At 44.2% G+C, this 25,384-nt stretch carries 28 protein-coding genes; 8 read left to right on the forward strand and 20 right to left on the reverse strand.

The window, feature by feature from the left end; translation table 11 throughout:
- Positions 1-68: 68 nt before the first annotated feature.
- Positions 69-587 (forward strand): hypothetical protein, encoded by a 519-nt coding sequence (locus tag MHH93_RS03705; RefSeq protein WP_500052846.1) that lies wholly within the window; start codon positions 69-71, stop codon positions 585-587.
- A 143-nt stretch (positions 588-730) separates the two neighbouring features.
- On the opposite strand, the gene MHH93_RS03710 is transcribed toward MHH93_RS03705, so the two are convergent.
- Positions 731-1,771: an NAD(P)-dependent alcohol dehydrogenase gene (locus tag MHH93_RS03710; protein WP_500052847.1), complete on the reverse strand. Its 1,041-nt coding sequence runs from the start codon at positions 1,769-1,771 to the stop codon at positions 731-733.
- A 193-nt stretch (positions 1,772-1,964) separates the two neighbouring features.
- Between MHH93_RS03710 and MHH93_RS03715 the strand changes: the two genes are divergently transcribed.
- Positions 1,965-2,378, forward strand: coding sequence for a MerR family transcriptional regulator (locus tag MHH93_RS03715; RefSeq protein WP_500052848.1), 414 nt, complete (start codon positions 1,965-1,967; stop codon positions 2,376-2,378).
- A 91-nt stretch (positions 2,379-2,469) separates the two neighbouring features.
- Here MHH93_RS03715 and MHH93_RS03720 read toward each other — a convergent pair whose 3' ends face one another.
- Positions 2,470-3,048 (reverse strand): TetR/AcrR family transcriptional regulator, encoded by a 579-nt coding sequence (locus MHH93_RS03720; protein WP_500052849.1) that lies wholly within the window; start codon positions 3,046-3,048, stop codon positions 2,470-2,472.
- 291 nt (positions 3,049-3,339) lie between these two features.
- On the opposite strand from MHH93_RS03720, the gene MHH93_RS03725 reads away from it, so the two are divergent.
- The gene (locus MHH93_RS03725) at positions 3,340-4,245 is read left to right on the forward strand and encodes an AraC family transcriptional regulator (RefSeq protein WP_500052850.1); all 906 of its coding nucleotides are present in this window, start codon (positions 3,340-3,342) and stop codon (positions 4,243-4,245) included.
- A gap of 101 nt (positions 4,246-4,346) precedes the next feature.
- On the opposite strand, the gene MHH93_RS03730 is transcribed toward MHH93_RS03725, so the two are convergent.
- The 5 genes from MHH93_RS03730 to MHH93_RS03750 form a co-directional block, all read right to left on the reverse strand.
- A complete protein-coding gene (locus tag MHH93_RS03730; RefSeq protein WP_500053318.1) occupies positions 4,347-5,369 on the reverse strand; it encodes an NADH:flavin oxidoreductase/NADH oxidase in 1,023 nt (340 codons plus the stop codon).
- An 89-nt stretch (positions 5,370-5,458) separates the two neighbouring features.
- Entirely contained in the window at positions 5,459-5,824 is a 366-nt protein-coding gene (locus MHH93_RS03735; RefSeq protein WP_500052851.1) for a rhodanese-like domain-containing protein, read from the reverse strand.
- Positions 5,825-5,874: 50 nt separating this feature from the next.
- Positions 5,875-6,519 carry an SDR family oxidoreductase gene (locus MHH93_RS03740; protein WP_500052852.1) on the reverse strand — a complete coding sequence of 215 codons (645 nt, stop codon included), beginning with the start codon at positions 6,517-6,519 and terminating at the stop codon, positions 5,875-5,877.
- A 136-nt stretch (positions 6,520-6,655) separates the two neighbouring features.
- Positions 6,656-7,081: a MarR family winged helix-turn-helix transcriptional regulator gene (locus MHH93_RS03745; protein ID WP_500052853.1), complete on the reverse strand. Its 426-nt coding sequence runs from the start codon at positions 7,079-7,081 to the stop codon at positions 6,656-6,658.
- 186 nt (positions 7,082-7,267) lie between these two features.
- Positions 7,268-8,296 carry an ABC transporter substrate-binding protein gene (locus tag MHH93_RS03750; protein ID WP_500052854.1) on the reverse strand — a complete coding sequence of 343 codons (1,029 nt, stop codon included), beginning with the start codon at positions 8,294-8,296 and terminating at the stop codon, positions 7,268-7,270.
- Positions 8,297-8,507: 211 nt separating this feature from the next.
- Between MHH93_RS03750 and MHH93_RS03755 the strand changes: the two genes are divergently transcribed.
- Complete coding sequence (locus tag MHH93_RS03755; RefSeq protein WP_500052855.1) at positions 8,508-9,320, forward strand: undecaprenyl-diphosphate phosphatase; 813 nt, start codon at positions 8,508-8,510, stop codon at positions 9,318-9,320.
- Between the two features lie 87 nt (positions 9,321-9,407).
- On the opposite strand, the gene MHH93_RS03760 is transcribed toward MHH93_RS03755, so the two are convergent.
- Complete coding sequence (locus MHH93_RS03760; protein WP_500052856.1) at positions 9,408-10,583, reverse strand: MFS transporter; 1,176 nt, start codon at positions 10,581-10,583, stop codon at positions 9,408-9,410.
- A 204-nt stretch (positions 10,584-10,787) separates the two neighbouring features.
- Between MHH93_RS03760 and MHH93_RS03765 the strand changes: the two genes are divergently transcribed.
- Positions 10,788-11,153, forward strand: a complete 366-nt coding sequence (locus MHH93_RS03765) for a winged helix-turn-helix transcriptional regulator (RefSeq protein ID WP_500052857.1) — start codon at positions 10,788-10,790, stop codon at positions 11,151-11,153.
- Positions 11,154-11,258: 105 nt separating this feature from the next.
- Here the strand turns inward: MHH93_RS03765 and MHH93_RS03770 are convergent, their stop codons facing one another.
- A complete protein-coding gene (locus MHH93_RS03770) occupies positions 11,259-11,729 on the reverse strand; it encodes a GNAT family N-acetyltransferase (protein ID WP_500052858.1) in 471 nt (156 codons plus the stop codon).
- 199 nt (positions 11,730-11,928) lie between these two features.
- Here MHH93_RS03770 and MHH93_RS03775 point away from each other — a divergent pair, with 199 nt between their 5' ends.
- A complete protein-coding gene (locus MHH93_RS03775; protein ID WP_500052859.1) occupies positions 11,929-12,594 on the forward strand; it encodes an MBL fold metallo-hydrolase in 666 nt (221 codons plus the stop codon).
- 71 nt (positions 12,595-12,665) lie between these two features.
- On the opposite strand, the gene MHH93_RS03780 is transcribed toward MHH93_RS03775, so the two are convergent.
- On the reverse strand, positions 12,666-13,289 hold the full coding sequence (locus tag MHH93_RS03780; RefSeq protein ID WP_500052860.1) for a DUF8426 domain-containing protein: 624 nt from the start codon (positions 13,287-13,289) through the stop codon (positions 12,666-12,668).
- A 192-nt stretch (positions 13,290-13,481) separates the two neighbouring features.
- On the opposite strand from MHH93_RS03780, the gene metE reads away from it, so the two are divergent.
- Entirely contained in the window at positions 13,482-15,776 is a 2,295-nt protein-coding gene (gene metE / locus MHH93_RS03785) for a 5-methyltetrahydropteroyltriglutamate--homocysteine S-methyltransferase (protein ID WP_500052861.1), read from the forward strand.
- Between the two features lie 111 nt (positions 15,777-15,887).
- On the opposite strand, the gene MHH93_RS03790 is transcribed toward metE, so the two are convergent.
- The 7 genes from MHH93_RS03790 to MHH93_RS03820 all read right to left on the reverse strand — a co-directional run bounded on the left by MHH93_RS03790 (position 15,888) and on the right by MHH93_RS03820 (position 21,194).
- Positions 15,888-16,430: a TlpA family protein disulfide reductase gene (locus tag MHH93_RS03790; RefSeq protein ID WP_500052862.1), complete on the reverse strand. Its 543-nt coding sequence runs from the start codon at positions 16,428-16,430 to the stop codon at positions 15,888-15,890.
- A gap of 11 nt (positions 16,431-16,441) precedes the next feature.
- Positions 16,442-17,155, reverse strand: coding sequence for a heme ABC exporter ATP-binding protein CcmA (gene ccmA, locus MHH93_RS03795; protein WP_500052863.1), 714 nt, complete (start codon positions 17,153-17,155; stop codon positions 16,442-16,444).
- Positions 17,148-17,969 (reverse strand): ABC transporter permease, encoded by an 822-nt coding sequence (locus tag MHH93_RS03800; protein WP_500053319.1) that lies wholly within the window; start codon positions 17,967-17,969, stop codon positions 17,148-17,150. Before MHH93_RS03800 ends, ccmA begins: the two co-directional genes overlap by 8 nt.
- A gap of 28 nt (positions 17,970-17,997) precedes the next feature.
- A complete protein-coding gene (locus MHH93_RS03805) occupies positions 17,998-18,579 on the reverse strand; it encodes a nitrous oxide reductase accessory protein NosL (RefSeq protein ID WP_500052864.1) in 582 nt (193 codons plus the stop codon).
- Complete coding sequence (locus MHH93_RS03810) at positions 18,576-19,940, reverse strand: right-handed parallel beta-helix repeat-containing protein (protein WP_500052865.1); 1,365 nt, start codon at positions 19,938-19,940, stop codon at positions 18,576-18,578. The genes MHH93_RS03805 and MHH93_RS03810 overlap by 4 nt, the downstream gene beginning before the upstream one ends.
- Positions 19,941-20,151: 211 nt before the next feature.
- Positions 20,152-20,826, reverse strand: coding sequence for a bacillithiol biosynthesis deacetylase BshB2 (gene bshB2 / locus MHH93_RS03815; protein WP_500052866.1), 675 nt, complete (start codon positions 20,824-20,826; stop codon positions 20,152-20,154).
- Between the two features lie 23 nt (positions 20,827-20,849).
- Positions 20,850-21,194: a YojF family protein gene (locus MHH93_RS03820; RefSeq protein WP_500052867.1), complete on the reverse strand. Its 345-nt coding sequence runs from the start codon at positions 21,192-21,194 to the stop codon at positions 20,850-20,852.
- Positions 21,195-21,461: 267 nt separating this feature from the next.
- On the opposite strand from MHH93_RS03820, the gene MHH93_RS03825 reads away from it, so the two are divergent.
- Positions 21,462-22,247: a DUF817 domain-containing protein gene (locus MHH93_RS03825; RefSeq protein WP_500052868.1), complete on the forward strand. Its 786-nt coding sequence runs from the start codon at positions 21,462-21,464 to the stop codon at positions 22,245-22,247.
- A gap of 16 nt (positions 22,248-22,263) precedes the next feature.
- Here MHH93_RS03825 and MHH93_RS03830 read toward each other — a convergent pair whose 3' ends face one another.
- From MHH93_RS03830 to MHH93_RS03840, 3 genes are all read right to left on the reverse strand, one after another.
- Entirely contained in the window at positions 22,264-22,959 is a 696-nt protein-coding gene (locus MHH93_RS03830) for a hypothetical protein (protein ID WP_500052869.1), read from the reverse strand.
- 149 nt (positions 22,960-23,108) lie between these two features.
- Positions 23,109-23,999, reverse strand: coding sequence for a UDP-N-acetylmuramate dehydrogenase (murB, locus tag MHH93_RS03835; RefSeq protein WP_500052870.1), 891 nt, complete (start codon positions 23,997-23,999; stop codon positions 23,109-23,111).
- A gap of 267 nt (positions 24,000-24,266) precedes the next feature.
- On the reverse strand, positions 24,267-25,247 hold the full coding sequence (locus tag MHH93_RS03840) for an SDR family NAD(P)-dependent oxidoreductase (RefSeq protein WP_500052871.1): 981 nt from the start codon (positions 25,245-25,247) through the stop codon (positions 24,267-24,269).
- Between the last annotated feature and the right edge of the window lie 137 nt (positions 25,248-25,384).

Raw genomic sequence — 25,384 nt, forward strand, 5'->3', positions numbered from 1 at the left:
GGAGGACTATTGATTCTCATAGCTGCAAAATTACACTTTATTGTTACTAAGGGAAAACCTAAAGTGGCATGAAAAAATATTCTAATATCATTATAGTCCTTTTGTTTCTATTGATCATAGGTTCAACTTTTATTTTAATTCATAACTCTATTAGAGAGAAAGAAGTGGCAGTTAATACGAATTATTATACTGGCTTTGTTTCGACAGTACAGAAATTAGATGATACACTTTCTCAAATCAGTGAAGTAGGGTCTAATGGAGAAATCGAGCAAATGTTTGATGTTTATACTTCCATTATTTTAGTCAATGACCGATTAACCCTCATCAAAGAAAATACTAAAAATTTCTCTGATCATCTAGATCTTCTTATCAATGACTTATTAATATTTAGAAATGAATATGGTTATCTTGTAAAGGATCAATTAAAAGGTAACCATGCAGATTCTGAAGTACGTATAAAAGTGGCCAAACAGATCAAATTATTCCTGAAAGACTTGCCAATGGAGTACCAGAATTCCAGAGAGTTTTTTGACAAGTTTAATGCAGCTGCTGATCATATTAAGCCTTTATTACATCTTAATTTCTAATCTCTTTGAGCCGCCGTTCTGGCTCTTTTCTGCGAAGGTGAGCTAAAGCGACCCTTTAATGAACAAAATAAAAAGCAGCTGACCTTATCGGCAGCTGCTTACTTTTATCTTTAATTATCCCTATCAATAATCACACTTTCCACTTACATGGTGCTGATATCAATAACAAAGCGATATTTCACGTCGGAAGCCAATACGCGTTTGTAAGCTTCATCGATCTGATCAGCGGAGATGACCTCAATGTTAGGCGCAATGTCATGTTCTGCACAGAAATCGAGCATTTCCTGCGTCTCACGAATGCCACCGATCATGGAACCTGCGAATGAACGGCGATGACCGATGAGAGAGAATACGTTAACAGCTAGTGGTTCCGCTGGAGCACCCACGTTCACGAGTGTACCATCCAGCGTAAGCAGTGAGAAATACGCGTTAATGTCAATATTGGCACTTACCGTGTTAATCATCAGATCAAATGTCCCTGCAAGTTTCTCAAATGTTTCCGGTTCGCTTGTGGCATAGTAGTGATCTGCACCAAATTGCAGTCCATCTTCTTTTTTGCTCAAGGATTGGGAGAGAACTGTTACTTCCGCACCCATCGCATGTGCAATTTTGACAGCCATATGACCGAGACCACCCATACCTACAACGGCAACCTTCTTACCTGGGCCAGCTCCCCAGTGATGAAGTGGTGAATACGTCGTAATACCCGCACACAGCAAAGGTGCAGCAGCATCAAGTGCAATGTTATCAGGGATGCGAACGACGAAATCCTCTACGACAACAATATGAGTTGAATATCCACCTTGCGTAGGCTCACCGTATTTGTCTACTCCAGCGTAAGTTTGAATATTTCCTTTGAGGCAGTATTGCTCTTCACCTTTGCGGCAGTTCTCACATTCGCCACAAGAGTCCACCATACATCCTACACCTACCCGGTCACCGACCTTGTATTTGGAGACTCCGCTTCCTACATCGGTTACAATCCCGGCAATCTCGTGTCCTGGAACAAGTGGATAGTTGACAGGACCCCATTCACCGTGGGCTGTATGGATGTCAGAATGGCAAATCCCAGCATATTTAATCTCGATCAATACATCATTGGTATCCAGATCACGTCGTTTAATTTCAGCACTTCTGAATTGTTGGTCTGGTCCGTCTACTGCTCTGGCTTTAGCTATAATCAATGGGATAACCTCCTCGTAATTTAAAGATCAACGTAATCTTACGCCCTCTAGTTAACTCTAGGTCAAATGTTTATCTTATTTTTTTATCTCCAATTGTACTTTGACATTCAGTAATTCAACATGTTAGAATTCACTCGGATCAATCCTAGAGTTAACTCAAAGTCTACCCCTAGTAGAAAGGAATTCATTGTACATGACCTATTCAATCGGTGAAGTTGCTAAAAAATTAGACCTTACGGTATATACATTGCGTTACTACGACAAGGAAGGACTCATGCCTTTTGTAGAACGTACTACGAGTGGAACACGCTTGTTCAAAGACTCTGACATTGATTTTCTAAAAATCATTCAATGTCTGAAGCTGACAGGGATGCCGATCAAAGACATTAAAGACTTTATTGAATGGTGCTCTGAAGGGGACTCCACGCTGAAGCAAAGATATGACATGTTCACGGAGCGAAAAGCGATTGTGGAAGCACAAATGGAGGAACTAAGAAGGACCATGGAAGTTATTGACCATAAACGCTCATACTACGAAACTGCTTTGGAAGCTGGAACCGAAGAGATTCATAAAATCAAACCGGTGGAAAATGCCATAACCAATTGATGGTTGATGTTTTTTATGAAATTGACGCAAAAAAAGTAGCTTGAAGTCCGCTAACGGATTTTAAGCTACTTTTTTCATACATCTCTGCTCATCAGTTCTCCAAAAGTTTCATGGATACATTAACAATTCGATTTAATTTTTCCTTATCCGTCGAAGTTCTCGCCATGGCTCTGAGGCCGACAGAGATATTGTGAAGGTATTCTGCCATTTCCTTCGCATCATGATCAGAGGAGAATTCTCCCTCCCGCTGTCCCCATTGAATAATCTGCTCAAACATTCGCTCAGTTTCGTTAAACGATTCAAGAGATCGGGTGTCCACATCCGGATCACGTGTGCCTAGCTCCACCGCCGAGTTCACGATCATACAACCCGATGGTGTATCCTCTGTTTCACTGGTCATAACATCAAAAATTTTATGCAGTGCTTCCACTGCCGTCTTGGATGCCTTAATTTCTGCAAGTAATGTAGTGCTGACCTTACCGCTGTAACGATCCATTGCCTGCAAGAACAGCGAATGTTTATCGTCAAACGTATCATATATACTTCTGCGATGAATTCCCATATGCTCAACCAGGTCACTCATCGATGTTTTCTCGTAACCCTGTTCCCAGAAGATCTTCATCGCTTTATCCAATACTTCATTTACTTCAAACTCTTTACTTCTAGCCATTCGACTTCCCTCCCAGAATCAATCTAACACATCGGGAACGATCAGTAAACAAAAGATGCAGATACCTCTTTTCCCTCTCAATCTAATCATGTATCATCTGATCCGTAAGTGTATAACTTCATTACTTGTTGTATATCATGACCTGTGTACTTGTGAATATGCGGCCAGCAACCAGCTCCTCTTATCCATTCACATCAAATGTTTGCCTATTCCTATTCATTTACTACCGCGTTGGGTCAATATACGATAAAATGTGCTTTATTAAGCTGTGTCGAAAAAGGAGAACTACGCATGTCTGATCGATTCCACAAACATCAAGACGATTTAGCCAGACGCATTGACCGTTATTCGAACAAGGATGGGGTGCACCCGACGGCAATCCCCTCATTATTTCTAATCCGTGAATCAGTCGTTACTGAACCTATATTTAGAGTGAATGAACCTTCCTTCTGCATTATCGTACAGGGTGAGAAAGAGGTACTGCTGGGGCAGGATCGTTTCCGATATGGCCCAGGAAGTTATATCGTGGCAACCGTGGACCTGCCGGTTAGCGGACAAGTGATTCAGGCTACGTCTGAGGCTCCTTATCTGGCCCTGAAGCTTGAATTCACATCCACTGAGATTCTGGAAGTATTGAACCACTCCGATTTCCCGGAAAGGCCGGGAAAAACGACGAGACGAGCGATGTTTGTCAGTCAAGCTGAGCCATCTCTTTTGGACGCAGTTGTCAGGTTAGCCCAATTGCTCGAAGATCATTCGGAAGATATCCCATTGCTCGCTCCTTTATTCAAAAAGGAAATTCTCTACAAAGTTCTGAAAGGCCCCCATGGGATTGCCCTGGAACAAGCTACGATGGAGGGTAGCCATACCTATCGAATCAGAGATGTTATTAGTTATATTATGAATCATGCTGATCAGAATTTTCGGATTGAGGAATTAGCGGATTTGGCGAATATGAGTACTGCCTCGCTTCACAGACACTTTAAAGAAGTGACTGCCATGAGTCCAATTCAGTTTCAAAAACAACTTAGGTTGCAAGAAGCTCGGCGCTTGTTATTAACCCAGTCCACCGATGCAGCAGATGTAGCATTTCAGGTAGGTTACGAGAGCCCTTCGCAATTCAGTCGTGAATATTCTCGCATGTTCGGATTTCCGCCCAGAGAAGATATTAAACGCCTGAGAAGCAGCGATCGTTAACGACTACTTTCGTCTGGTTTAACCCAAAAAGGACTCCTTCTGTTTGATCAGTTGGAGTCCTTTCTTACTCGTGTATTAATAAAGATCAATAGATTAATCCATTAAAAACCAGTTGTATATTGTTTTGGAACGTCCGTTGTCTTGCGCAAAGCAGACGCAGCTTCCAAGGCCCAGTAAGGATTTCTTAACAGCCCTCTGCCCACTGCAACGAGATCAGCTTCTTCATTTCCGATGACTGCATTCGCCAACGTAGGATCATCGAGTCTTCCAACAGCAATCACAGGCACATCAAGAGTTTCTTTGATTTCTTTAGCGAGAGGCACTTGATATGCTGCGTGAGTTCCTGGTCTGCCCCATGCAGCAATAGGTCCCTCGCCACCAGATGAGATATCAAATACATCAACGCCTGCCTCTTTATATGCCTTGGCGAACTCGGAACTTTCTTTAATTCCATAGCCACCTTCTACATATTCTTTTGCGGAGATGCGCATCAACAAGGGCATGTCTTCGGGCATCTCTGCCTTAGCAGCCTGAATAATCTCACGGCCAAACAACGTTAAATCTTGACCATATTCATCTTCGCGCTTGTTCGTTAGTGGAGAATGGAATTGATGAATCAGGTAACCATGTGCTCCATGAATCTCAATCGCATCAAATCCAGCTTTTACAGCACGAGCAATAGCACTCCGGAATTTTTCAACAAGTCCTTTAACTTCATCCGTTGCGAGCGCTCTTGGTTGCTTGGAATTCTCATCAAAGGCGATCGCGGACGGAGCTACTGGAACTTCTGCATCTTCTGCTTTGCGGCCCGCATGCGCAATCTGGATACCGACTTTGGCACCATAACTGTGACATGCATCGACAATCCGCTTCAGAGCTGGAATCTGTTCATCCGACCATAATCCAAGATCATAATCTGAAATACGGCCATCCGGCTCCACATCTGTCATTTCAATAATAATGAGACCTGTTCCTCCCACGGCGCGACTAACGTAGTGCATGTAATGCCAATCTGTTGCTATACCATTTTTTTGCTCCACTGAATATTGACACATTGGAGCCATTACAACACGATTTTTAAGCTCTAAACCTTTAAAAGAAAATGGACTAAACAAATCTGTCATCAAATTAAACTCCCCTTTTCATCAAGCAAACTATTAAAATGCATGCGCAAGCATTAAAGTTATAATAATATTATTCATTCTCTTATATTTCATGAAATCACATCAACCTTGTACTTCATTACATAAAGACATTTAAACCCACGCTTTCGCAGTATGCGTGCAGCCTTTTTGGATTGGAGTATACCCGGAGACATAATAATAACGTTATCTTCTCGAAGAAGGTATTTTTCCCATGTGAAAGCAAGACGTCCCAGTGAGATATTAATGGTATCCGGCGTTGGATCAGCCAAGTAATCTGTTGCATCTCGGATATCGATCACCTTATATTGCCGATAAGCATTCTGTTGTCTGAGAAATTCTTCATAATCTATACGTTTAAGATTAGGTAGCGGCCAGAATGGACGAACAGCGATGAAAAAACCTAATATGAAGGATAATATTATAAATCCCATCATTTAAAGTCCTCTCTTAACTTTACTGATATCATAAAGTCTTTCTTTCTTAATCAGAGTCTGCTCAGTGCCTCGGGTACTGCAATCTCCCCAGCAATCAGATCAAATGAACGATTATAGGTATTCTTCTCACTCAAACTAGCCATAATCACCTGAGCCACATCTTCACGAGCAATGTTACCGGTTGTGATGTTCTCAGCAACCGATATTTTTCCGGTTCCTGGTTCATTCTGCAGAATTCCTGGGCGTATGATCGTATAAGTTAATCCGCTACATTCCAACACTTTGTCAGCATAGTGCTTCGCTGCATAGTACGGCAGGATGTTATTATGCCAGTTTGCACGATTATTGGCTTGGATTGCACTAACCATGATAAATCGATTAATGCCCGCTTTTTGAGCCGCTTCAATGGTTTTGCCGGCACCATCCAGATCAATCAGGAGTGTTTTGTCATGCCCCGTTGCACCGCCCGAGCCAGCTGCAAATACAATTGCATCACAACCTGTTGCAGCATTTGCAATGGAATCCACCGTCCCTTCCAAGTCGGCAAGAACCGTTTCCACACCCTGAGCTGCGAATTTATCTGCCTGTTCTTGCTTTCGTACCATGGCAAGCACGGTGTGCTCTTCGCTATTCTTCAAAAGCTGGATAAGCTGTTGACCAATCTGTCCATTTGATCCCACGACGAAAACCTTCATATTCAATGCCTCCTTATAAATGAATCACCGCGTCTAAATTAAAAGCATGCGCATGCATTTAATTTAACGGATATATGAATGAGTGTCAAGTCTTCCTATAGGGTAAATGAATACATTACCCTATATTCCCCTAGCCTTAGAACAATTCTTTCGTGAGGTTCTCTAATCGAGTCTCAAATCCATCCTGTTCCAATTCAGTTTGCAAGACCTGATTAAACGTTTGAAGTGCTTTCTTGTATTTATTTTCCCCGAGCTCCGTGATACGAGTGTAAATGCCACGCCGATCATCTTCACATGTATGTCTTTCCAAAGCCCCACAGTCCTTGGCTTCCATCCTTACGACGAGCCTGGAAGTAGCACTTTGGCTCAGCCCCACCAACTCTTGTAGTTGCTGAAGGCGTAATTCCTTACCCTCGGTGTTAAATATAAAGTTTAAAACATAGAATTCCTTCAATGACAAGCTATATTCTTGAAGAAGGGCTTGCTCCAACTTCTCGTTCAGATGGGCATGAATGTTAGACAAAGACAACCATACATTTAAACGTTCACTTTTTTGTTGCAATCTAGATCACCCCACTTGATATTAAAAGTTCGTATACAGTTCTCTTATTGTATCAAGCTTAATTAAATCGGTCAAAATCCATAAACGATTAACCTTTTTAAAATAATGCGGCCATAAAAAGAGCATTTCCCCGTTGTGTAACGACGCTTGGAAATGCTCCAGTACGACCATTTATGCAGTTCTATCTTATTTTTCCGAAAGCAAACTATCCGAAATAAATTGCAGCTGACCTTCCAATGTTAACGGATCGTTGTATGAGTCTGATGTCGGGTCAAGCTGGAACACATGATTTGCCTTCACCGCAGGCAAGTTCTTCCATAATGTATTGTCATATACGATCTTGGGATCGGTTTTATCTCCTGACCACGGGCTGGTGAAGATGATATCACCCGCATACTCCGGTAATAGTTCCATCGAGATCGAGGCCCATCCAGTTCCACTGTCAATCGCTTCAGCTTGAGCCTTCACAGGTGCTTTTAGACCAAACTCCCCGTAAATAATCTCACCGCCACGACCGTAATTATGACCGAATACATATAATCCTTTGGCATACGGGTTCAGAATGGAAACCGTGCGATCCCCAACAGTCTCTTGAACTTTCGGCTTCAGTTCGTTAACCTTTGCTTCCCACTTAGCGTTCCAAGCCTTGGCTGCGTCTTCTCTATTGGTGAGCTTACCCATTTCGAGCATGAGATCCTTGAAATTGCGCTTACCATAATCAATCTGTACGACTGGCGCAATCTGCTCCAGCTTGTCAATTCCCTCTGTGCCAGTGTACACAATAAACAGGTCGGGTTTTAAGCTAATTAGTTTCTCTGGTGTAGGCTTTTCACCCAGATCGATGGTACCCGCTTCTGCAAGTTGATCCTTGATATACTTGTTGTTCATCGCTCCTGATAAAGCACCGACTACCGGTGCATCCAGGGCAACAAAGTACCCTGTCGAAAATGACGTCAAATCAATAATGCGCTTAGGATTTTTGGGTACCTTTACTTCACCTGCATCCGATTGATATGTAACGAGTTCCTCTTCGGCAGTTGCCTCTGTACCAGCAGCAGAAGCTGAATCCGCGTCTGTCTTGGTTTCTGTCTCCGTAGCTGCATTCGTGCTATCCCCGGTTGTATCCTTGGTCGTGGCAGACTGACCACATGCACTGAGGACAAGTAGCAATATAAGTGCCATGATGATCCATATTGATTTTCTCTCTTTTCGCAAAATAAACCCACCTCTTCATTGATATTGATAATCGTTATCAACGATATCATGCTCTGCAGAATTTGACAAGCTATGTTTATATTCCTCCCTCTATGAACTCTAACTTGCAAGTCACCAGCTTAAACAGCTATCATCAATGGAGTAGACATGTCACTTTTATTCAAAAGAGAGATCATTGGAAAGCCAATGAAACATATTCAAGGAGGACAACATGGAAGAGATTATATTGTGGTTAAAGTATTTGTTTTTAGGTATTGTTCAAGGCGCGACGGAGCCGATTCCCGTCTCCTCAAGCGGACATCTGATCATCGCTCAGAAACTAATGGGCATCAAGCAGAATGGATTGTCATTCGAGATTTTAACGAACACGGCATCGCTTATCGCTATTATTTTTATTTTCCGGGAAGATATTAAAAAGTTGATTATTGGTGCATTAGGTTACCTGCGTACTCGTAAAGAAGAATATCGAGCAGACTTCATGTTTTGCTTATACATAATTATTGGTACGATTCCTGCTGCTGTCGTTGCAGTCCTGTTCAAGGATCGGATTGAAGAAATCTTCTCTTCCGTGTATACCGTTTCCATCGCGCTTTTGATCACCGGGGTTGCCTTGTGGCTGATTCGTAATCTTCGTGGTCGTAAGCAAGACGGAGATCTGTCTACGAAAGATGCGCTGTTGGTCGGTCTGGCTCAGGCTGTCGCTCTTATTCCGGGAATAAGCCGTTCAGGGGCAACTGTGATTGCGTCTATCGCTGTCGGCATGAAACAGGAAACAGCTTTGAAGTTCTCCTTCATGCTGTACATTCCCATAAGCATTGGTGGACTCATCATGGGTGTATCAGACATTACCAATGATCCGAATCGATCACAGCTGGCTATCCCTTATCTAATTGCATTCATCACGACACTTTTCGTTACCTATTTCTCCATGAGATGGTTCATGGGCATTATGGCCAAAGGCAACCTGAAATACTTTTCGTATTACTGTTTTGCCGCAGGAACATTATTACTGATCTTCTTGTAAAAAATAGTCCACACACCAAAAGGAACAACCAGCGATGGTTGTTCCTTTGTTGTATAGTAGCAGAGCCTTATTGACCCATAGCAAGTGCTAGACGGTCAGGCGCGTAGCCTTGCTTCTGTTAACCAGCTCAGTAGCCGCGAACATGACAGTGAACAGAATCAGCAGGATCAGGGGTACCATTGACATTCCCCATTGGCTCGCTATCAGCCCCATACCTAACGGGATGACTGTCGAGCCTGTATAGGCACTGGCCATTTCAAGTCCAATTACACTTGGGGACGCCTTCTCGCCGAACCGCTCCGGTGTCGCATGAACGATACTGGGATAGATCGGTGCTCCGCCCAATCCCAACATAAATAAAGCACCTGCCGCAATCCAGTACGGAATTGGCATCACTAGGATAACCAGTCCCAAGCATCCAATGATTCCGCCATACCTGATGAGATTTTTGCTGGATACCTGAGTCGAAAGAAAGCCTGAGATCACACGTCCCAAGATAATGCCAATGAAAAACAGGGAGGAAAGTGCTGCAGCAGTACCTGGGTAAACGCCTTTGCTTCCGATAAAGAATGAAGCCATCCACAGACCAGCTGCAGTTTCAGAGCCATTGTAACAGAGCATGGCCAGCATCGACATTTTCACACCAGGGATACGTATGGCCTCACGGTTGCTCACCCGTTTCTTCTCATCGCCTGACTCCTCTACTCTTCCCTTCTCGAAGATCTTCCACAGAGATAACGTTGACAACAGGATCACCGCGATTCCAAGCAAAATCAACCCCACAGTAACGTATCCTGCACGCCAGTTGTTTGCTTGATTCAGCCAGTATGCCATAACGAGTGGGCCTGTCACCGCACCAATGCCCCAGAAACAATGCAACCAGTTCATATGCTTGGCCTTGAAATGTAATGCTACATAATTACTAAGGGCCGCATCCACCGAACCTGCACCCAGGCCGAGAGGGATCGCCAGAATCAGGAAAAACACAAAATTCTCAGAGAACGAGAATCCCAACAAAGCGATCGTTGTTGAGAGAATGCTGAATAACGTGACCCTCCCCGTGCCGAACCGGTGTAACAATCGGCTGGCGGACAGACTGGATATCACTGTACAAAATGAAATAATTAGCGATATGTAACCTGCCATTTCTGTTGTCGCATGAATATCGTTTTTCATAACCGACCAAGCACTGCCAAGTAAAGCATCTGGCAACCCTAGCCCTATAAATGCGAGATAGATGATGATAAGCAATAACGTGACCATCTGTGTGTACTCTCCTCAGTTTGTTTGAATTCTGATTCGCATTGAACCACCCATATAATAATATTGATATTCCTAGCCCGGATCTTCCTCAATATTGACTCGTTATATCAGTATTCTGATATATATGTCTTTTCTTTACTTCAAGGTAAGTTTAATATAGACTGAGCGGAATCACTGGTACTGACCGAAAGGATAGTGTTACTCATGAGTATGGCTGAATACCACGGTAAAGTGACAAACATTGAAGATACCCCATTTGGATATACGTTGTCTATTATTGGTGGCAAATGGAAAATGGTGATTATGTACCTTCTGGCAGAGAATCCGCCTGTCCGCTTCAATGAATTGAAAAGGCAAATTGGCGCGATCACGTATAAAACACTGAGTTCACAGCTCAAAGAGCTCGAAGCAGATGGTATGGTTGAACGGAAAGAATACCCTCAAGTCCCTCCTAAAGTCGAGTACAGACTGACAGCCAAAGCTGAGAGGTTACTGCCCGTTTTGGAAGGACTATGTGAATGGGGAGCTGAACATCAAGACACCTCGGTCAAGAATATCGCGGCCGATTAATCGATTGTGTCTATCATTTTAGATAACATAATTGGAGTATCTGGCGTATGTTAAAACGCAAAAAAGTCGCCAACTGGCGACTTTCGTATTTATACATTTGTATACTTATACTTTTTCGTGTACAAGATCTTTCTGGTAGGCCAACACTTTGTCCCAATTACCACTGAAAACAGGGATTCGATAATACCCTACACGCTCATACAGTGCGGCTGCTTCCGGTTGCAGTGGACCTGTTTGCAGTTTTAGATTGGTGTAACCAAGTTCGCTCGCAAGACGCTCTGCCTCGACCAATATGGCCTGGGCAATCCCCTTACGGCGGTAATCACTGCGTGTATACATGCGTTTGACTTCCACAGATGTTTCATCAAGGGGACGAAGTGCTCCGCAACCAACCGGATACCCGTCAATTCTGGCAACGATAAAAGCTGCACGTGGTACTTCAACGTCTGAGAGCTGAAATCCCGCCGTTCCATCACCGCCATATAACAAACCGAGTTCTTCACTCAGTTCCTTAATCAATTGCAGCGACTCCTCGCTGCGAATATCTTCAGCTGCTGCACGCACAATATGTGTCACTTCACATACCCCCTTTATCTTATTGGACTTATTGGTTTTAATGATATATCTAAATTATCATTCCCAACATCAAGCGTCAATTCCCCCATTCATTGAATATTTCTATAAGTATCCGCGTATCTTTTTGCCGTCTTTATTCGTTTACCTAAGTAATATATGATCCTTTTTTATATCAATTTATTTTTTGGAGGTCGGCATTATGGAAATTCCAAAAGGAATAGAGATGTTACAGCTCAGTTTTGAAGGGAATGTCATTCACCCTATTCTAATACGGGATGAAGAAACAGCTGTGTTAATAGATACCGGTTTCCCAGGGCAATATGACGATTTACGTCGTGCGTTAGAAAAGTTAGGCATGCCGATCAGCCAACTTAATGCAGTGATTTTGACGCATCAGGATGTGGACCATATCGGATGTCTTCCCGAGATTTTGCAAGAGTGTGGCTCACAAGTCAAGATATATGCGCATGAACTGGATAAGCCGTATATTGAGGGACAGCTCCCACTTCTCAAAGACGGTCACCTTGAGCATCTTCCAAAGGGCAGAGTAGATCAAACGGTGACTGATGGTCAGGAACTTCCGTTTTGCGGTGGAATTCGCGTTATTCATACACCTGGTCATACGCCAGGTCATATCAGTCTTTATCTGAAGCAAAGCAAGACACTCATTGCCGGAGATTCATTGTACAGTGTGGACGGCATGCTTGGAGGCATTCATGAACCAACCACCCTGGATATAGAGACAGCCCGGTTCTCATTGAAAAAATTTACCGAACTCGATATTACATCTGTGATTTGTTATCACGGAGGACTAAGTCATCGGAATGTAAATGAACAGATCTCAGGACTTACTCAAGAGTTATAAATAATAATATTGCTGTTCCAAGCAAGGGCCGTCTCAACCAGTAACCATACATAATTCTTGGCATAGTAGTACTATGGTTTGGCATACTGTAAAATGGCTGTAGCCGCGCGAATTCGCAGCTCTTCTTCTTCACTGTGCAACGCTTCCTTCAGCACATGGAGAGCTGTTTGAATCGTGGCTTCATCTACCCTTGTTGAGGGAGCGTTGACTGCTTCGGATGCTGCACTGATTGCAAGCCCACGATCCAGCTGTGCTTGTGAAACGGGATGCTCAAACTTTACAAGGGTGGATGAATCTTTTAGCAGTGCCTGAACTTTGTCATTTAGCTCAGCGAGAGGAATACGACCCAACCATGTAACCCCGCGCCGGTGACAGATCAAGTCCTCTTCCGTGCCAGCGGAATCGTCGTAATAATAATCCCCGATATCCCCCACATACGTCCATTCATCATCGCTAATTAATACATAATCTCCATCCTGCATGAGGTTGGCAAACATATGTAATGTCCCGAGTGCTCTCGCTAATTCCGCTTCATCCAAGCTAGCGTGTTGAACCAGCTGTTCCTTCCATAGCTCCGGGGGCGTTTGCTCCAGATCTCCTGTACCTGACCAAGCGATTCCAATGTAATTATCCTCCAGAAATGATGCTACTCTGTTGATTCCCTGCACGTTGGACTGGATATGATACAGATTCATGTGTACAGCCTTCCTTTCAATCCTTCATATGAACATAGTTAATCATTGTAACATTAGTGGTGTCTATTTCAAACGTAATGATCTCTTTGGTATAGCCGCAGGCTATAACTAGGTATAATTTAATGGAATTACATTATAACTCCGAATCTGTGATAAATTTTGTGTAACATAAAAGCAGAGGGGTTTTAAACGATGACGAAAAGTAGTGTATTGGGATATCCGCGTATTGGTGCTGATCGGGAATGGAAGAAAGCGTTGGAAGCGTTCTGGGCAGGCAAGCTGGAGGAAAATGAATTTCATGCACGTCTGCAGGAGATCCGCATCAATCATTTGCGCAAACAACAAGCAAAAGGTATCGACATCATTCCGGTGAATGATTTCAGTTATTATGATCATATCCTCGACACGGCCGTGATGTTCGGCATTATTCCCAAACGATTTACATATGATGGTGGCTCGGTTCCGTTGTCCGTATATTATGGCATTGCCCGAGGAACAAAAGATGCCGCAGCGAGCGAAATGACAAAATGGTTTAACACCAATTATCACTACATCGTACCTGAACTGGATGGGGCTTCCCCAACTCTGACAGAGAACAAACCACTTCTCGCTTATCGTGAAGCAAAAGAAAAACTCGGCATTGAAGGCAAACCAGTCATCGTTGGACCGTTAACCTTCCTGAAGCTCTCCAAGGGCTATGATAAATCCGAGACGGACGCTTGGTTGGACCGCTTGCTGCCACTTTATACACAATTGCTTCAAGAACTTGCAAGCGAAGGTGTTCAGTGGGTACAGATCGACGAGCCTATCCTGGTAACCAAATTAAGCGTTGAAGATGTGCAGCGTCTGAATAAAATATACGAGACATTTGCAGCAGCCGTTCCAGGCCTGAATATCATGCTGCAAACGTACTTTGAATCTGTCGAAAACTACAGTGACATTGTGTCATTGCCAGTGCAAGGGGTAGGACTAGATTTTGTACATGGACTCTCTGGCAACAGCCAGTCCATTCAAACATCCGGTTTCCCGGCAGACAAAGTGCTCGGTGCAGGTATTATTGATGGGCGTGGGATCTGGAAAGCTTCCCTTCAAGGCAAACTAAAGTTGCTGAATGAACTGACTGAAATTGTGACGCCTGATCGTCTCATCGTGCAATCTTCTTGCAGCCTGCTGCATGTGCCAGTAACGACAGAACGGGAGGCAAAACTTACATCCGAACTGAAGAATGCTCTGGCATTTGCAGATGAAAAGCTGGATGAGGTTGTTCTTTTGACTACAGCTTTATCTTCACCAAGTGCAGAGATTACCGCTAAAATTAACGAAGCAGAGCTTCCTCTTCTGGCGCTTCAGCAATCCGAAGATCGGAACCGTACCGCTGTACAGAAAGCCGTTTCTTCCATCAGTGTTCAACAGCCAGAGCGCTCCCGTCCTTTTGCCGAGCGTCATGAAGCCCAACAGGCCAAATGGCAATTGCCACTCTTCCCGACAACAACGATTGGCAGTTTCCCGCAATCTGCTGAAGTCAGAAAAGCACGTCAATTATGGCGTAAGGGCGAGTTGAACAACGAACAGTATGCTGCTTTCATCCGGGAGCAGATTGATATCTGGATTAAGCTTCAAGAAGAGATCGGAATTGACGTGTTGGTGCATGGTGAGTTTGAGCGTACCGACATGGTTGAATTCTTTGGCGAGAAACTGGCCGGTTTTGCCTTTACACAGTTCGGCTGGGTACAATCGTACGGTTCACGTTGCGTCAAGCCACCTATTATCTTCGGTGATGTTGCATTTACGGGTGAAATGACGGTGGAAGAAACAAAATATGCCCAATCGCAGACAGAGCGCCCTGTCAAAGGCATGCTGACTGGTCCGATCACCATCATGAACTGGTCCTTCGTACGTGAAGACATTGCTCGGGAGCAGATTGCCTATCAATTGGCGTATGCGCTGAGACAAGAAGTCGAGGCACTTGAACAGGCAGGCATTGGCATGATTCAGGTTGACGAGCCGGCCGTTCGCGAAGGGCTTCCGTTGAAGGAAAATGAACAAGCTGATTACCTGGCCTGGGCGGTCAAAGCGTTCCGCATTTCCACGTGCACGGTGCACGAAACGACTCAAATTCATACGCATATGTGCTATTGCGAATTCCATGACATGATTGATTCCATCGAAGCCATGGATGCAGATGTTATCTCCATTGAGACATCCCGTAGTCACGGTGAACTCATTCATAGTTTTGAAGAAAATACGTATGAGCTGGGTATCGGTCTTGGTGTATATGATATCCATAGTCCACGGGTTCCGAGTGTGGATGAAATGAGCAGCATGATTGATCGCGCCCTGCGTGTTCTTGATCCGAAGCTGTTCTGGATTAACCCGGACTGCGGATTAAAAACCCGTGGACAGGAAGAAACGGTTGCCTCTCTGCGCAACATGGTGGACGCAACCCGAATCGCCCGTGCCAATCACGCTTCCGCTGCTGTATTGTAATCTCTGCTGCGAAGCAGCATGTCTTTTATAGCAAAAAGCCGGACCGCCCTATGTTTAATGGGTGTCCGGCTTTTTAGTTGGTCACTTTTAACGCACCTTCATTGCACACGACTAGATACTATCTTCCAACCATTGCTGCAACGGGATGTCTTCAGTCAGTTCGCCGAGCAATATGTGACGGAACTCCCCATCCCTATCAATGACCATCGTTGCGGGCAAACCCGTAATACGATACATGCCTGATATGTTGCCCGTCACGTCAATGATGACTGGAAAATCAAATGCCTGCTTATCCATAAATTCACGGATGGTGCCCTTCGATTCCCCCACGTTAACAAACAGGGTCTCCACATCATTCTGATTGTCCTGAGCAATCTGTTGAACGAGCGGCATCTCCCTTACACAAGGGACACACCAAGAAGCCCAAAAGTTAATCATAACCGCTTTGCCCCGATAATCAGACAGCCGGACTTGTTCGCCTATTGAATTAACCGCGGTGAACTCAGGGGCCTTTGCACCTACTTGAATGGTGTTGCCTCGCCCAGACTCAGGTTTGGATACATTTTCAAAAATGGCCCATGCACCCGTGACCAATGCTACCAAGCTAATCAAGATTGTAAGTGTACGTCTGCTTTTAAACCTCTTCTTCTGCAATGAAATCACCTTCACTTTAATCCGAGACTTTGATGAAATGCTGCATGGAGCGAACCATATTGATCACAAAAATCATGGGTGGAACCCTCACCCACACTACGTCCATGGTTCATGAATATCACCTGATCCGCAATATCATCTGCAATCTCCAGCTGATGTGTCGAGAACACAACCATATGGCCATCCTGCTTGATGCCCTTGAGTAGCTGAGCTAATTCCTGCATCCAGAATGGGTCCAACCCATTCGTTGGCTCATCCATGATGAGCAGTGGAGGTTTCGACAGTACAGCTTGGGCGAATAACACACGTTGGCGCATACCTTTGGAGAAGGTCGTAACCCGGTTTTTCTTTTGATCCTCCAAGCCTACCATGGTCAGTACTTCCTGAACTCTCTCCTTGGGAACTTTCCTCAGAGAAGCCCAGAACAGAAGCATCTCCTCCGCACTCAGTCCCTGGTTAAATTGAAAATCATCCGGCATATATCCTATTTGCTGTGAATAACGTTTGCGCTCCTTCGACCAACGAATATTGTTCACTACAACTTCACCCGTAGTAGGACGAAGAATTCCAGCAATCATGCGCAGCACCGTGCTCTTTCCTGCGCCATTGCCTCCACAGAGGGCAAGCACTTGTCCAGAATTCATGTGAAAGGAAATATTCTCAACAATGGTTTTCTTTTTAATGGATTTGCACAATCCCATCACTTCGAGTCCCGCCTTAACCATGAGAACGCCCCCTCTCCCAGATCGCGTATACCGCCAGAACAGAGCAGGCAATCCAGAACAGACATATCCCGAGGAAAATCCAACTGCCACTTGGTTGCTGCACCCACTCCACCCATCGATAATATTCCGGTCCCAGAATGGAGCCGCCTCCCAGTTTAATGACTACAAACAATCGCACCAGCTCAGCCGGATTAATGAGAGTCAGTACAATAAGCAGCGGTTTCACCCACATATAAGGCATCAGTCCCAGCACAGAGAGCAATAACGTCGGCCAACCAATGACTGCGAAAAACCATACGGTCACGGATATCGTTAATGCCTGCCACCGATTGCGTGATAATGAACCGATGAATAACGCAAGCGTCAGAAATAACAGCACCAGTCCACAGGAAAATGCCAGAAAAAGAAGATATGTCATGACATCCAGTGGATTCCCAACTACTCCGCTAATGACTCCCATCAGGCCGTATCCAAATGCAACAATGATGATTAAAACAATCGACAGACCAACATACTTGCCAACAATAAAGGACATCGTGCCAATGGGATACGTGGACAGCAATTGCCAGCTACCATCTTCCTTTTCGGAAGTTAGTGAGAAGGAACCGAGGAACAGCGTCATTAATGGTAGAAGGTAAAGAATGAGATTTAACATCGAACCTGTTGTGCCCGAATATCCTTGAACCAGATTCTGTGAATTCAGGAGTAACAAGCTTAAGCTAAATGTGCAAAAAAGGATTAGAAATGAATACGCCCAAGGATTACGGAATCCCATCTTCACTTCTCGTCTTGCAATCTGTATCATATCTGCCATCATTAATCACCATTTTCTATTGTCATACTTAGTGACCTGACTCTTCTTCCATGTCACCTTCATGGTGTGTCTCATCACTCATTCCTTCGTCACTCATGCCCTCTTCTCCATGTCCATGCTCACCCATCATGTCCATATTCTCTGTATTCTGTTTCCAGTCATGAGAAGCAAGATCCTCAGCAGTCATAATCGTTCCTACACCTTGCTCTGCAATGAAAGCTTCGGCCGAAGGCTTGTCCTTAAAGTTAAGGATTCCATAGGCCATGGGAGTGCGTAATGAAGCATCGTATACATACGTGGCTTTGCTGTATTCGATCCATTCCTTGTCATTGTAATCACGTACGTAGTCCATCCCGATGTTATCCGTGCCATTCTCTGTTTTCCATTGATTCATGCAACCGATATCATCGAACTTGTAATTTTGACCGTCTTTTGTGGTAAGCTGTGTTGCATACGCATCATCCTTCACCTGCATTTTACAGATCGCGCAGATATCAACGTCTTCATTAATCGGCAATGCCGCGTATTTTGTTCCACAAGCCGTTAAGAGCATAATGCCAAACATAAGTACCATGACCGTTGCCCATCTTCTGTTCAAACTTTTATTCATTTTCGCAATACCCCCATATAGATGATTATATAAGTGGCCATGCTAAGCAGAATTAGTCCCAGCATCCACACCACATTTGAACCTGTTGCGCTTTCCCCTTCGACTGACATGTATTCCGTACCCATGCTCATTCGTGGTGACTTGTCAGTAGTCCACTGTTCTCTGCCATCCGTAAACAACTCACTCAGAAAGACCATGCCCGGCGATTGAAAAAAGAGCTGATAGGCTGAATTTCGACTGACCAACTGCTCATAAAAAGGATTAATGGCATAGGAAATTTCACTAATTCCATCTTTATTCAGATCAAGTCCCTGAAAGGAGTCCCAGTAATTCTCCATCATGACATTATTCGAGCTATCCAGTGCCGAAGCTTCAATGACATTGGAGACCAACTGGTTATGTGTAAACTCGTTCTCTTCTGCCAAAACCAGCTGGATGCCAATATAATTCCGGAGTACCGCATTACCACGGATCTCATTGCCCGATGATTCTGCAATATTCATGCCGACACGATTGCCCTCCACGATATTGTTGTGAACAGAGGATTGATGTACGTCATACAACAAAATGCCTTGGGAATGAACATGGGTACTTTGTTTGCGAAAAGAATTTCCCGATATAACCGTGTTCTTGACGCCCATGATCATGGCACCTGTCATGTTCCCCTCGCCGGTATTATCTATGACAGAAGAACCATCAATGTACATACAGTGGATGCCATACCTTGTATGTAAAAGTTTATTATTTTGCACGGTAGACTTCCGGCTGTTCTCCAGATAGATTCCGTCCCGCATGCCTGTGATCTCATTGCCTTCAATATAACTGTTATGGGCGTTGTACAGATCAATGCCATTGCCCTTCTGGCTACTGGTTGCAGAATCTGATCCCACCCAAGTGATCTTGTTCCGCTGAATCGTTGCCTGACTCGAATTCCGGATGATCATCCCGTAAGCCTGGGTCTGAATATTTAGATCAGTGATCTCACTGTTTTTTCCTTCCACCTGAATAGCTGCAGTCTGTTCAATCGCATCGTGCTCAATTGTAAACTCGCGCAACGTTACCCCATCCGACTGAATGGCTATCGTAGAGGTGGGTTCCACATTAACGACTGTTACTGAAGGATCACCCTGAATGGTAATGTTCTTGTCAATCGTTACGGGGCCAGAATATCGGCCTGATGCAAGTTGAATAACTTCTCCGGGTGCAGAACGGTCAATTATGGGCTGAAGGGGAATCAGGTTTCTCTCGCCGGAGACGGCCATGGCTTTACCATGTGGGACAGACAATAGGACAAACATCATTCCGATTAGAAATATCCATCCCCGAAGCCTAACCATCCCAACACTATTTTGGTTGTACACACCTTCCCTCCTTTCCACTGAATTAATTCTTCTTATTCCTCATACATTGAAGCAACCCAATAATGAAGCGTTATCACAATCATGATCACAGTGTACTTAAAACGATATTTTTTCCATATAGCTCAATTAGGCTATAGACAGCACATTTTTGTGTCGATATTGTGATGTAACCAAAAAAAGCCGCCATAATGGCGACTTCTAAGTGATACGATTATTCAAATGGATAGGTCCAAAATGTTTCTCTACCAAAGCGTTTCTTGATTTCTTCACTATCGAGCTCACGATTTCCGACAAGCTCTGCTGCCTGGAATTGTGAACGATGGGCACGAATGGATGCCATTTTTTGACCTAAAAATCCGGTCACATCAACGAATACATCTGCTTTGCCAATGAACTGTTCATGATTTTTCGAAAACGCAACACAGTGAACCACTGGGCGCTCAGCTACAGGAAGACGAGTAATCGTGCGAATGACGGCTTCTCCGGTAGCATCATGATCGGGATGAACACTGAAGCCCGGATAGAAGGTGATGACGAGCGACGGTTTCAGTTCCTCAAGCAGTGCCATAATACAATCGTCGAGCAGCTGCGGGTCTTCAAACTCAATCATTTTATCGTGAAAACCGAGCATTCTTAAGTCCTGAATTCCGATCGCTGCGGAAGCTTCAATCAGTTCTTGTTTACGAATCTCAGGCAATGTGACGCGGTTAGCAAAAGGTGGAATTCCCATGTTACGTCCCATCTCGCCCAGTGTTAGACAAGCATAGGTAACGTGAGAGCCACCTTCTATGTACTTGGCTAATGTTCCGGATACCGAGAAAGCTTCATCATCCGGATGTGGATACACCACCAAGATTCGTTCATGCTCATTGTGTATAGTATTCATGGTTATTCAATCCTCCACTTTCATCAGAACATCTCTCGGCTTAATTGTAGTGCCACAACTAGTTTACCCTGGGTGTCGTGACCAGCCAGAATCAGTCTTTCTTGGTCCTGTTCGTCAATATGTGTAAGGCCCTCGGCATAAATCCATCCCTGAGTGGTTTTGAGACCAACCCGGTATGGACCCGTACCTGAAATGGACCCCTGCGTATATCGTATGGCCGCATTGGTAATGAATGCCGATGCTGGGTGCTTCGAACTGTCATAATGATGCGCATACGCTCCAGACGTGAGTTCGAGGTGTACGTATAAGTCCTGATCCACAAGTTCATTGATCCGGAGCTGAATATCTTGAGGTTGTATCGGCTGCATAGCGGCCTCCTTGTCTAATGTAATTGTACGAATTCCATTTTAACATAACCGCGAGAGAATATACATGGAGTGACCAAGTCGCCTCTCATCGAGCGCTCTCCTGATGATTCAAGTTAGAAAACAAGAACAGATTTGCGCGTTTTTTTCTATTTTTATTCTGGAATCAAATCTATATTATGGAGTGTAGGCAAAAAACGCCTAGGATGAACACCCTTAAACCTTGAATGAATTTTGCTCCAACATGTATGGAAAGGAGTTATACGTGAAATGAAACCTCTAATACAGCTACTTCATTTCGGCTATCATCAAGCGATGAGTTGCATATTTCCTGTAGCGATCTTTGGAACATTAGCCCTCTCCAGCGTAATCCCAATTCCTTTCCTTTATCGATATGATGCGATCCTTCTGGTATTGCTTGTTGTGCAGTACCTGATGTATCGAAGCGGCTTGGAAACCCGGGATGAAATCAAGGTCATCTGTGTATTCCACATCATTGGCCTGGCACTGGAAATCTACAAAGTATGGATGGGATCATGGTCGTACCCTGAGCCGGCGTACACCAAAATCCTTGGTGTCCCTCTATACAGCGGATTCATGTATGCGAGTGTAGCCAGCTTTATGTGCCAGGTGTGGCGAAGACTGCGAATGGACATGACGGGCTGGCCTGGTTTATTACCTTCTGTTCTGCTCGGAGCCGCCATTTATGTCAACTTTTTCACCCATCATTTTATTCCCGATTTTCGTTGGTGGCTGACGGCGCTTGTATTTATTGTCTTCTGGAAAACGTGGATTATCTACCGGGTACGAGCAACGACCTATCGAATGCCGTTATCGCTCGCTTTTATCATTGTCGGTTTCTTCATCTGGGCTGCTGAGAATATCGCTACCTTCTTCAATGGCTGGAAGTATCCCGATCAGCATGATGCCTGGCAACTGGTTAGCTTTAGCAAAATCAGTTCGTGGTTCCTGCTGGTCATCATCAGCGTTATTATCGTTGCGCAGCTCAAATATGTGAAAGCCAATCGAACAACAGATGATCCAAAACCCATCTAATTACTCTAATGTGAGGCTATTCTCCGACAAGTAATGAGCCATACCCATCTGACTCTTCAATATCCTCATTGCTTAGAAGGTTCCGCTTCTCGTCATATGCTTTGATCGTATAAGGGGGAGTCGCTGTTGAAGGCAGGAATACGTACCAGATTTGTTGGTTCTCACCTGCCTTAACCAGCTTCGCATCGAATGTGACTGGCGCTCTATTTTCTTTAGTTTCAATAGTTACACTTTTAATAGTTGGATCTATGATGTGACCAAATAACATTGGAAACGGGGCTGAGACTTTTTCCAATTTCGGTATACTCATATAATTCAAAGCAGAATTGGTGTGTAGGCCCTCACTGATGGAATAACCTCCACCCCATACCCATTTCCATCCAAAAATATTCTTGCGGGTATACTCCATCTGAAGATTACTGTTGTTTTCCCGATCCTTTTTTTGTGAAAACAAGATCATACCTCCATCTACAGCCTCCTGATGAATGAATTGAGCGGTATAGAACTCCCCTCTAAATTCCTGAACTGCGCCCTCAGGAGTGCTTCCTATAGGAATATGTATCGTTTCATTCAATCCCCAAACTTTGGATATCCGTCGATCAGCTAGTCCGCCAGCTCGTTCATTCATATACATATACGTAACAACTGACAAGAGCGACAACAGAATCACCATTGTCGTGATTAGTAATATTCTTCTTTTACGCTTGAACATATCAATACACACTCCTTATGAGAACGATAAGATATTAAACAAAATCATTCTAATATTACCATAATTAGCATACTGATATTTAAATCCGTACCAAGTCCACAATCAAAAAAAGGCCGCCAGCGGCGACCTCTCAAGTATTTCATCGAAAATTATTCTCCCAGGAAAATCACTTCGGTTTCCAATTCAACCTGGAACGTATCATAGACTTTCTTCTGAATAAATTGAATCAGATCCAAGTAATCCTGGGCAGTAGCGTGATCCACATTTACGATAAAACCCGCATGTTTCATGGAGATCTCTGCCCCTCCGATGCGAGTGCCCTGCAAGTTACAATCCTGAATCAGTTTACCGGCAAAATGTCCTTCGGGTCGTTTAAATACACTTCCACAAGAGGGGAATTCAAGCGGCTGCTTGGATTCTCTCAGGAACGTTAATTCCTTCATTTTGCTTGCAATATCTTCCTTGTTTCCTTTTTTGAGTCCGAACTCGGCCTCCAGTATGATATAGTGATCCATCTTGAAGAGACTATTTCGATATCCAAACTTCATCTCTTCTCGCGGGATCTCCAACACTGCACCGTCTTTGGTGATCACAGTCGCTCGTTCAACAACATCGGCGATCTGACCGCCATAAGCACCCGCATTCATGTAAAGTGCGCCCCCCGTGCTGCCGGGAATACCGCAAGCAAACTCCAAACCAGTCAAGCTATGCTCCAAAGCAAGTCTGGATACATCAATGATATCAACACCACTTTGGGCAATCATGCTGTCCTCACTCAATTTAATTTGATCGAAATGACTAAGGGAAATGGTTACACCACGGATGCCTCCATCTTTGATGATAACGTTGGAGCCTTTGCCAATAACCGTCAGCGGCAATTGATGTATGTTGGCAATCTCTACGATTTTAGTGATTTCGTCTATCGTTGTTGGATGGATGAGGATATCTGCTTTACCACCAATTTTAATAAACGTGTGATTTTTTAGCGGTTCATTAAATTTCACTTTTTCCAAAGGTATGTGTTGCTCAAAAATATTCATGATTTTCTCTCCCTGCGTTCTCAAAAAGAACATGATTCCTCTATTTTAAATGGAAAAGCACTCACATTACAATCCATCACAGTTATTTCACTTCACTGAGCCGTATAATGTATCCTTTCTTCCCTCTATTCTGATATATGATATTCACCTAACCATGAGGGATGTTACTTTCTCAATTCGTATGAGCAAAAATATAAAAAAACGCTACGGACAACTTCAGTAGCGTTTAGTGTGTATCTCAATTTAATTGTTGTGCAAATCAAGGGTTTACGTGGTTGGGATATCCGTATCCGTCAGCTCTACGGACAGTTTCCATAGACGAAGAGCTTGCTCAGAATCAATCGCATATTCCTTCACCCCATAGAAACCTCCATCCTCTGGAGCCATTTCACTGATGTCACAATCCTCGCAGTAGACACCGCCTTTGCCCTCAAGCTGAGGAGAAGTTGCTGCCCAGACTTGCGTTGCCGCCCCCTGTTCAAGTGTTTTGAATGCAGGATTGGCCACTTGTCCAGATTCATCAATCCAGCCCAATGCGATCATCTCATCTTTAGGCATATGACGCTGCAACGGCGTCATAATTCCACCTGGATGAACCGAGAACGCACGCACTCCCTGTTCAGCACCACGTCTGTCCAGCTCAACGCTGAATAAAATGGTTGCTGTTTTGGACTGTCCATAGGCAGGGAATTTCTCATAATCATGCTCAAACTGGATGTCATCCCAACGAATCGGTGAGAAATGATGTCCCGCTGATGCCAAGGAAACAACACGTGCGCCACCCTGATTTGCAAGTGCTGGCCATAACAGATTAGTCAATGCAAAGTGGCCTAGGTGATTGGTTGCAAATTGAGCTTCCCATCCAGGACCAACACGCGTCTCCGGACAAGCCATGATGCCCGCATTGAGAATTAACATGTCGATGTTGCGATCACTCGCCACAAACCGCTCGGCAAAGGCACGAACACTTGAGAGATCCGCGAGATCTAGTTCGTCAATTTCCACACCGGACAGTCCGGATAGAGCTTCTTGGGCAGCAGCTGGTCGGCGTGCCGTAACCACCACTCTGGCTCCTGCTTGTACAAGTGCGCGTGTCGTCTCGAGCCCCAATCCCGAATAACCACCTGTTACAATAGCAAGTTGTCCTGTCAGATCAATATTACTTAATACGTCCTCTGTTGTACTCCGATGATCGAACCCTGAGCCGATTTTATGTTGTAAGGTTTTAAAGATATCTTCTTGTGTCATCTTATCCGTCTCCTTTGAAATAGTTTCTATCTAATGCAAGTCTACACCTTAGAGTACACTCTAGGTCAAATACAGCGAACCATTCGTCTTAACGTCTCCGTTCAATTTAATAAAAGCCGCCAGTTGGCGACTTTTTG

Origin of the sequence: Priestia sp. FSL H7-0729 (assembly GCF_038005685.1) — a bacterium.
Classification (GTDB): Bacteria; Bacillota; Bacilli; order Paenibacillales; family Paenibacillaceae; genus Paenibacillus.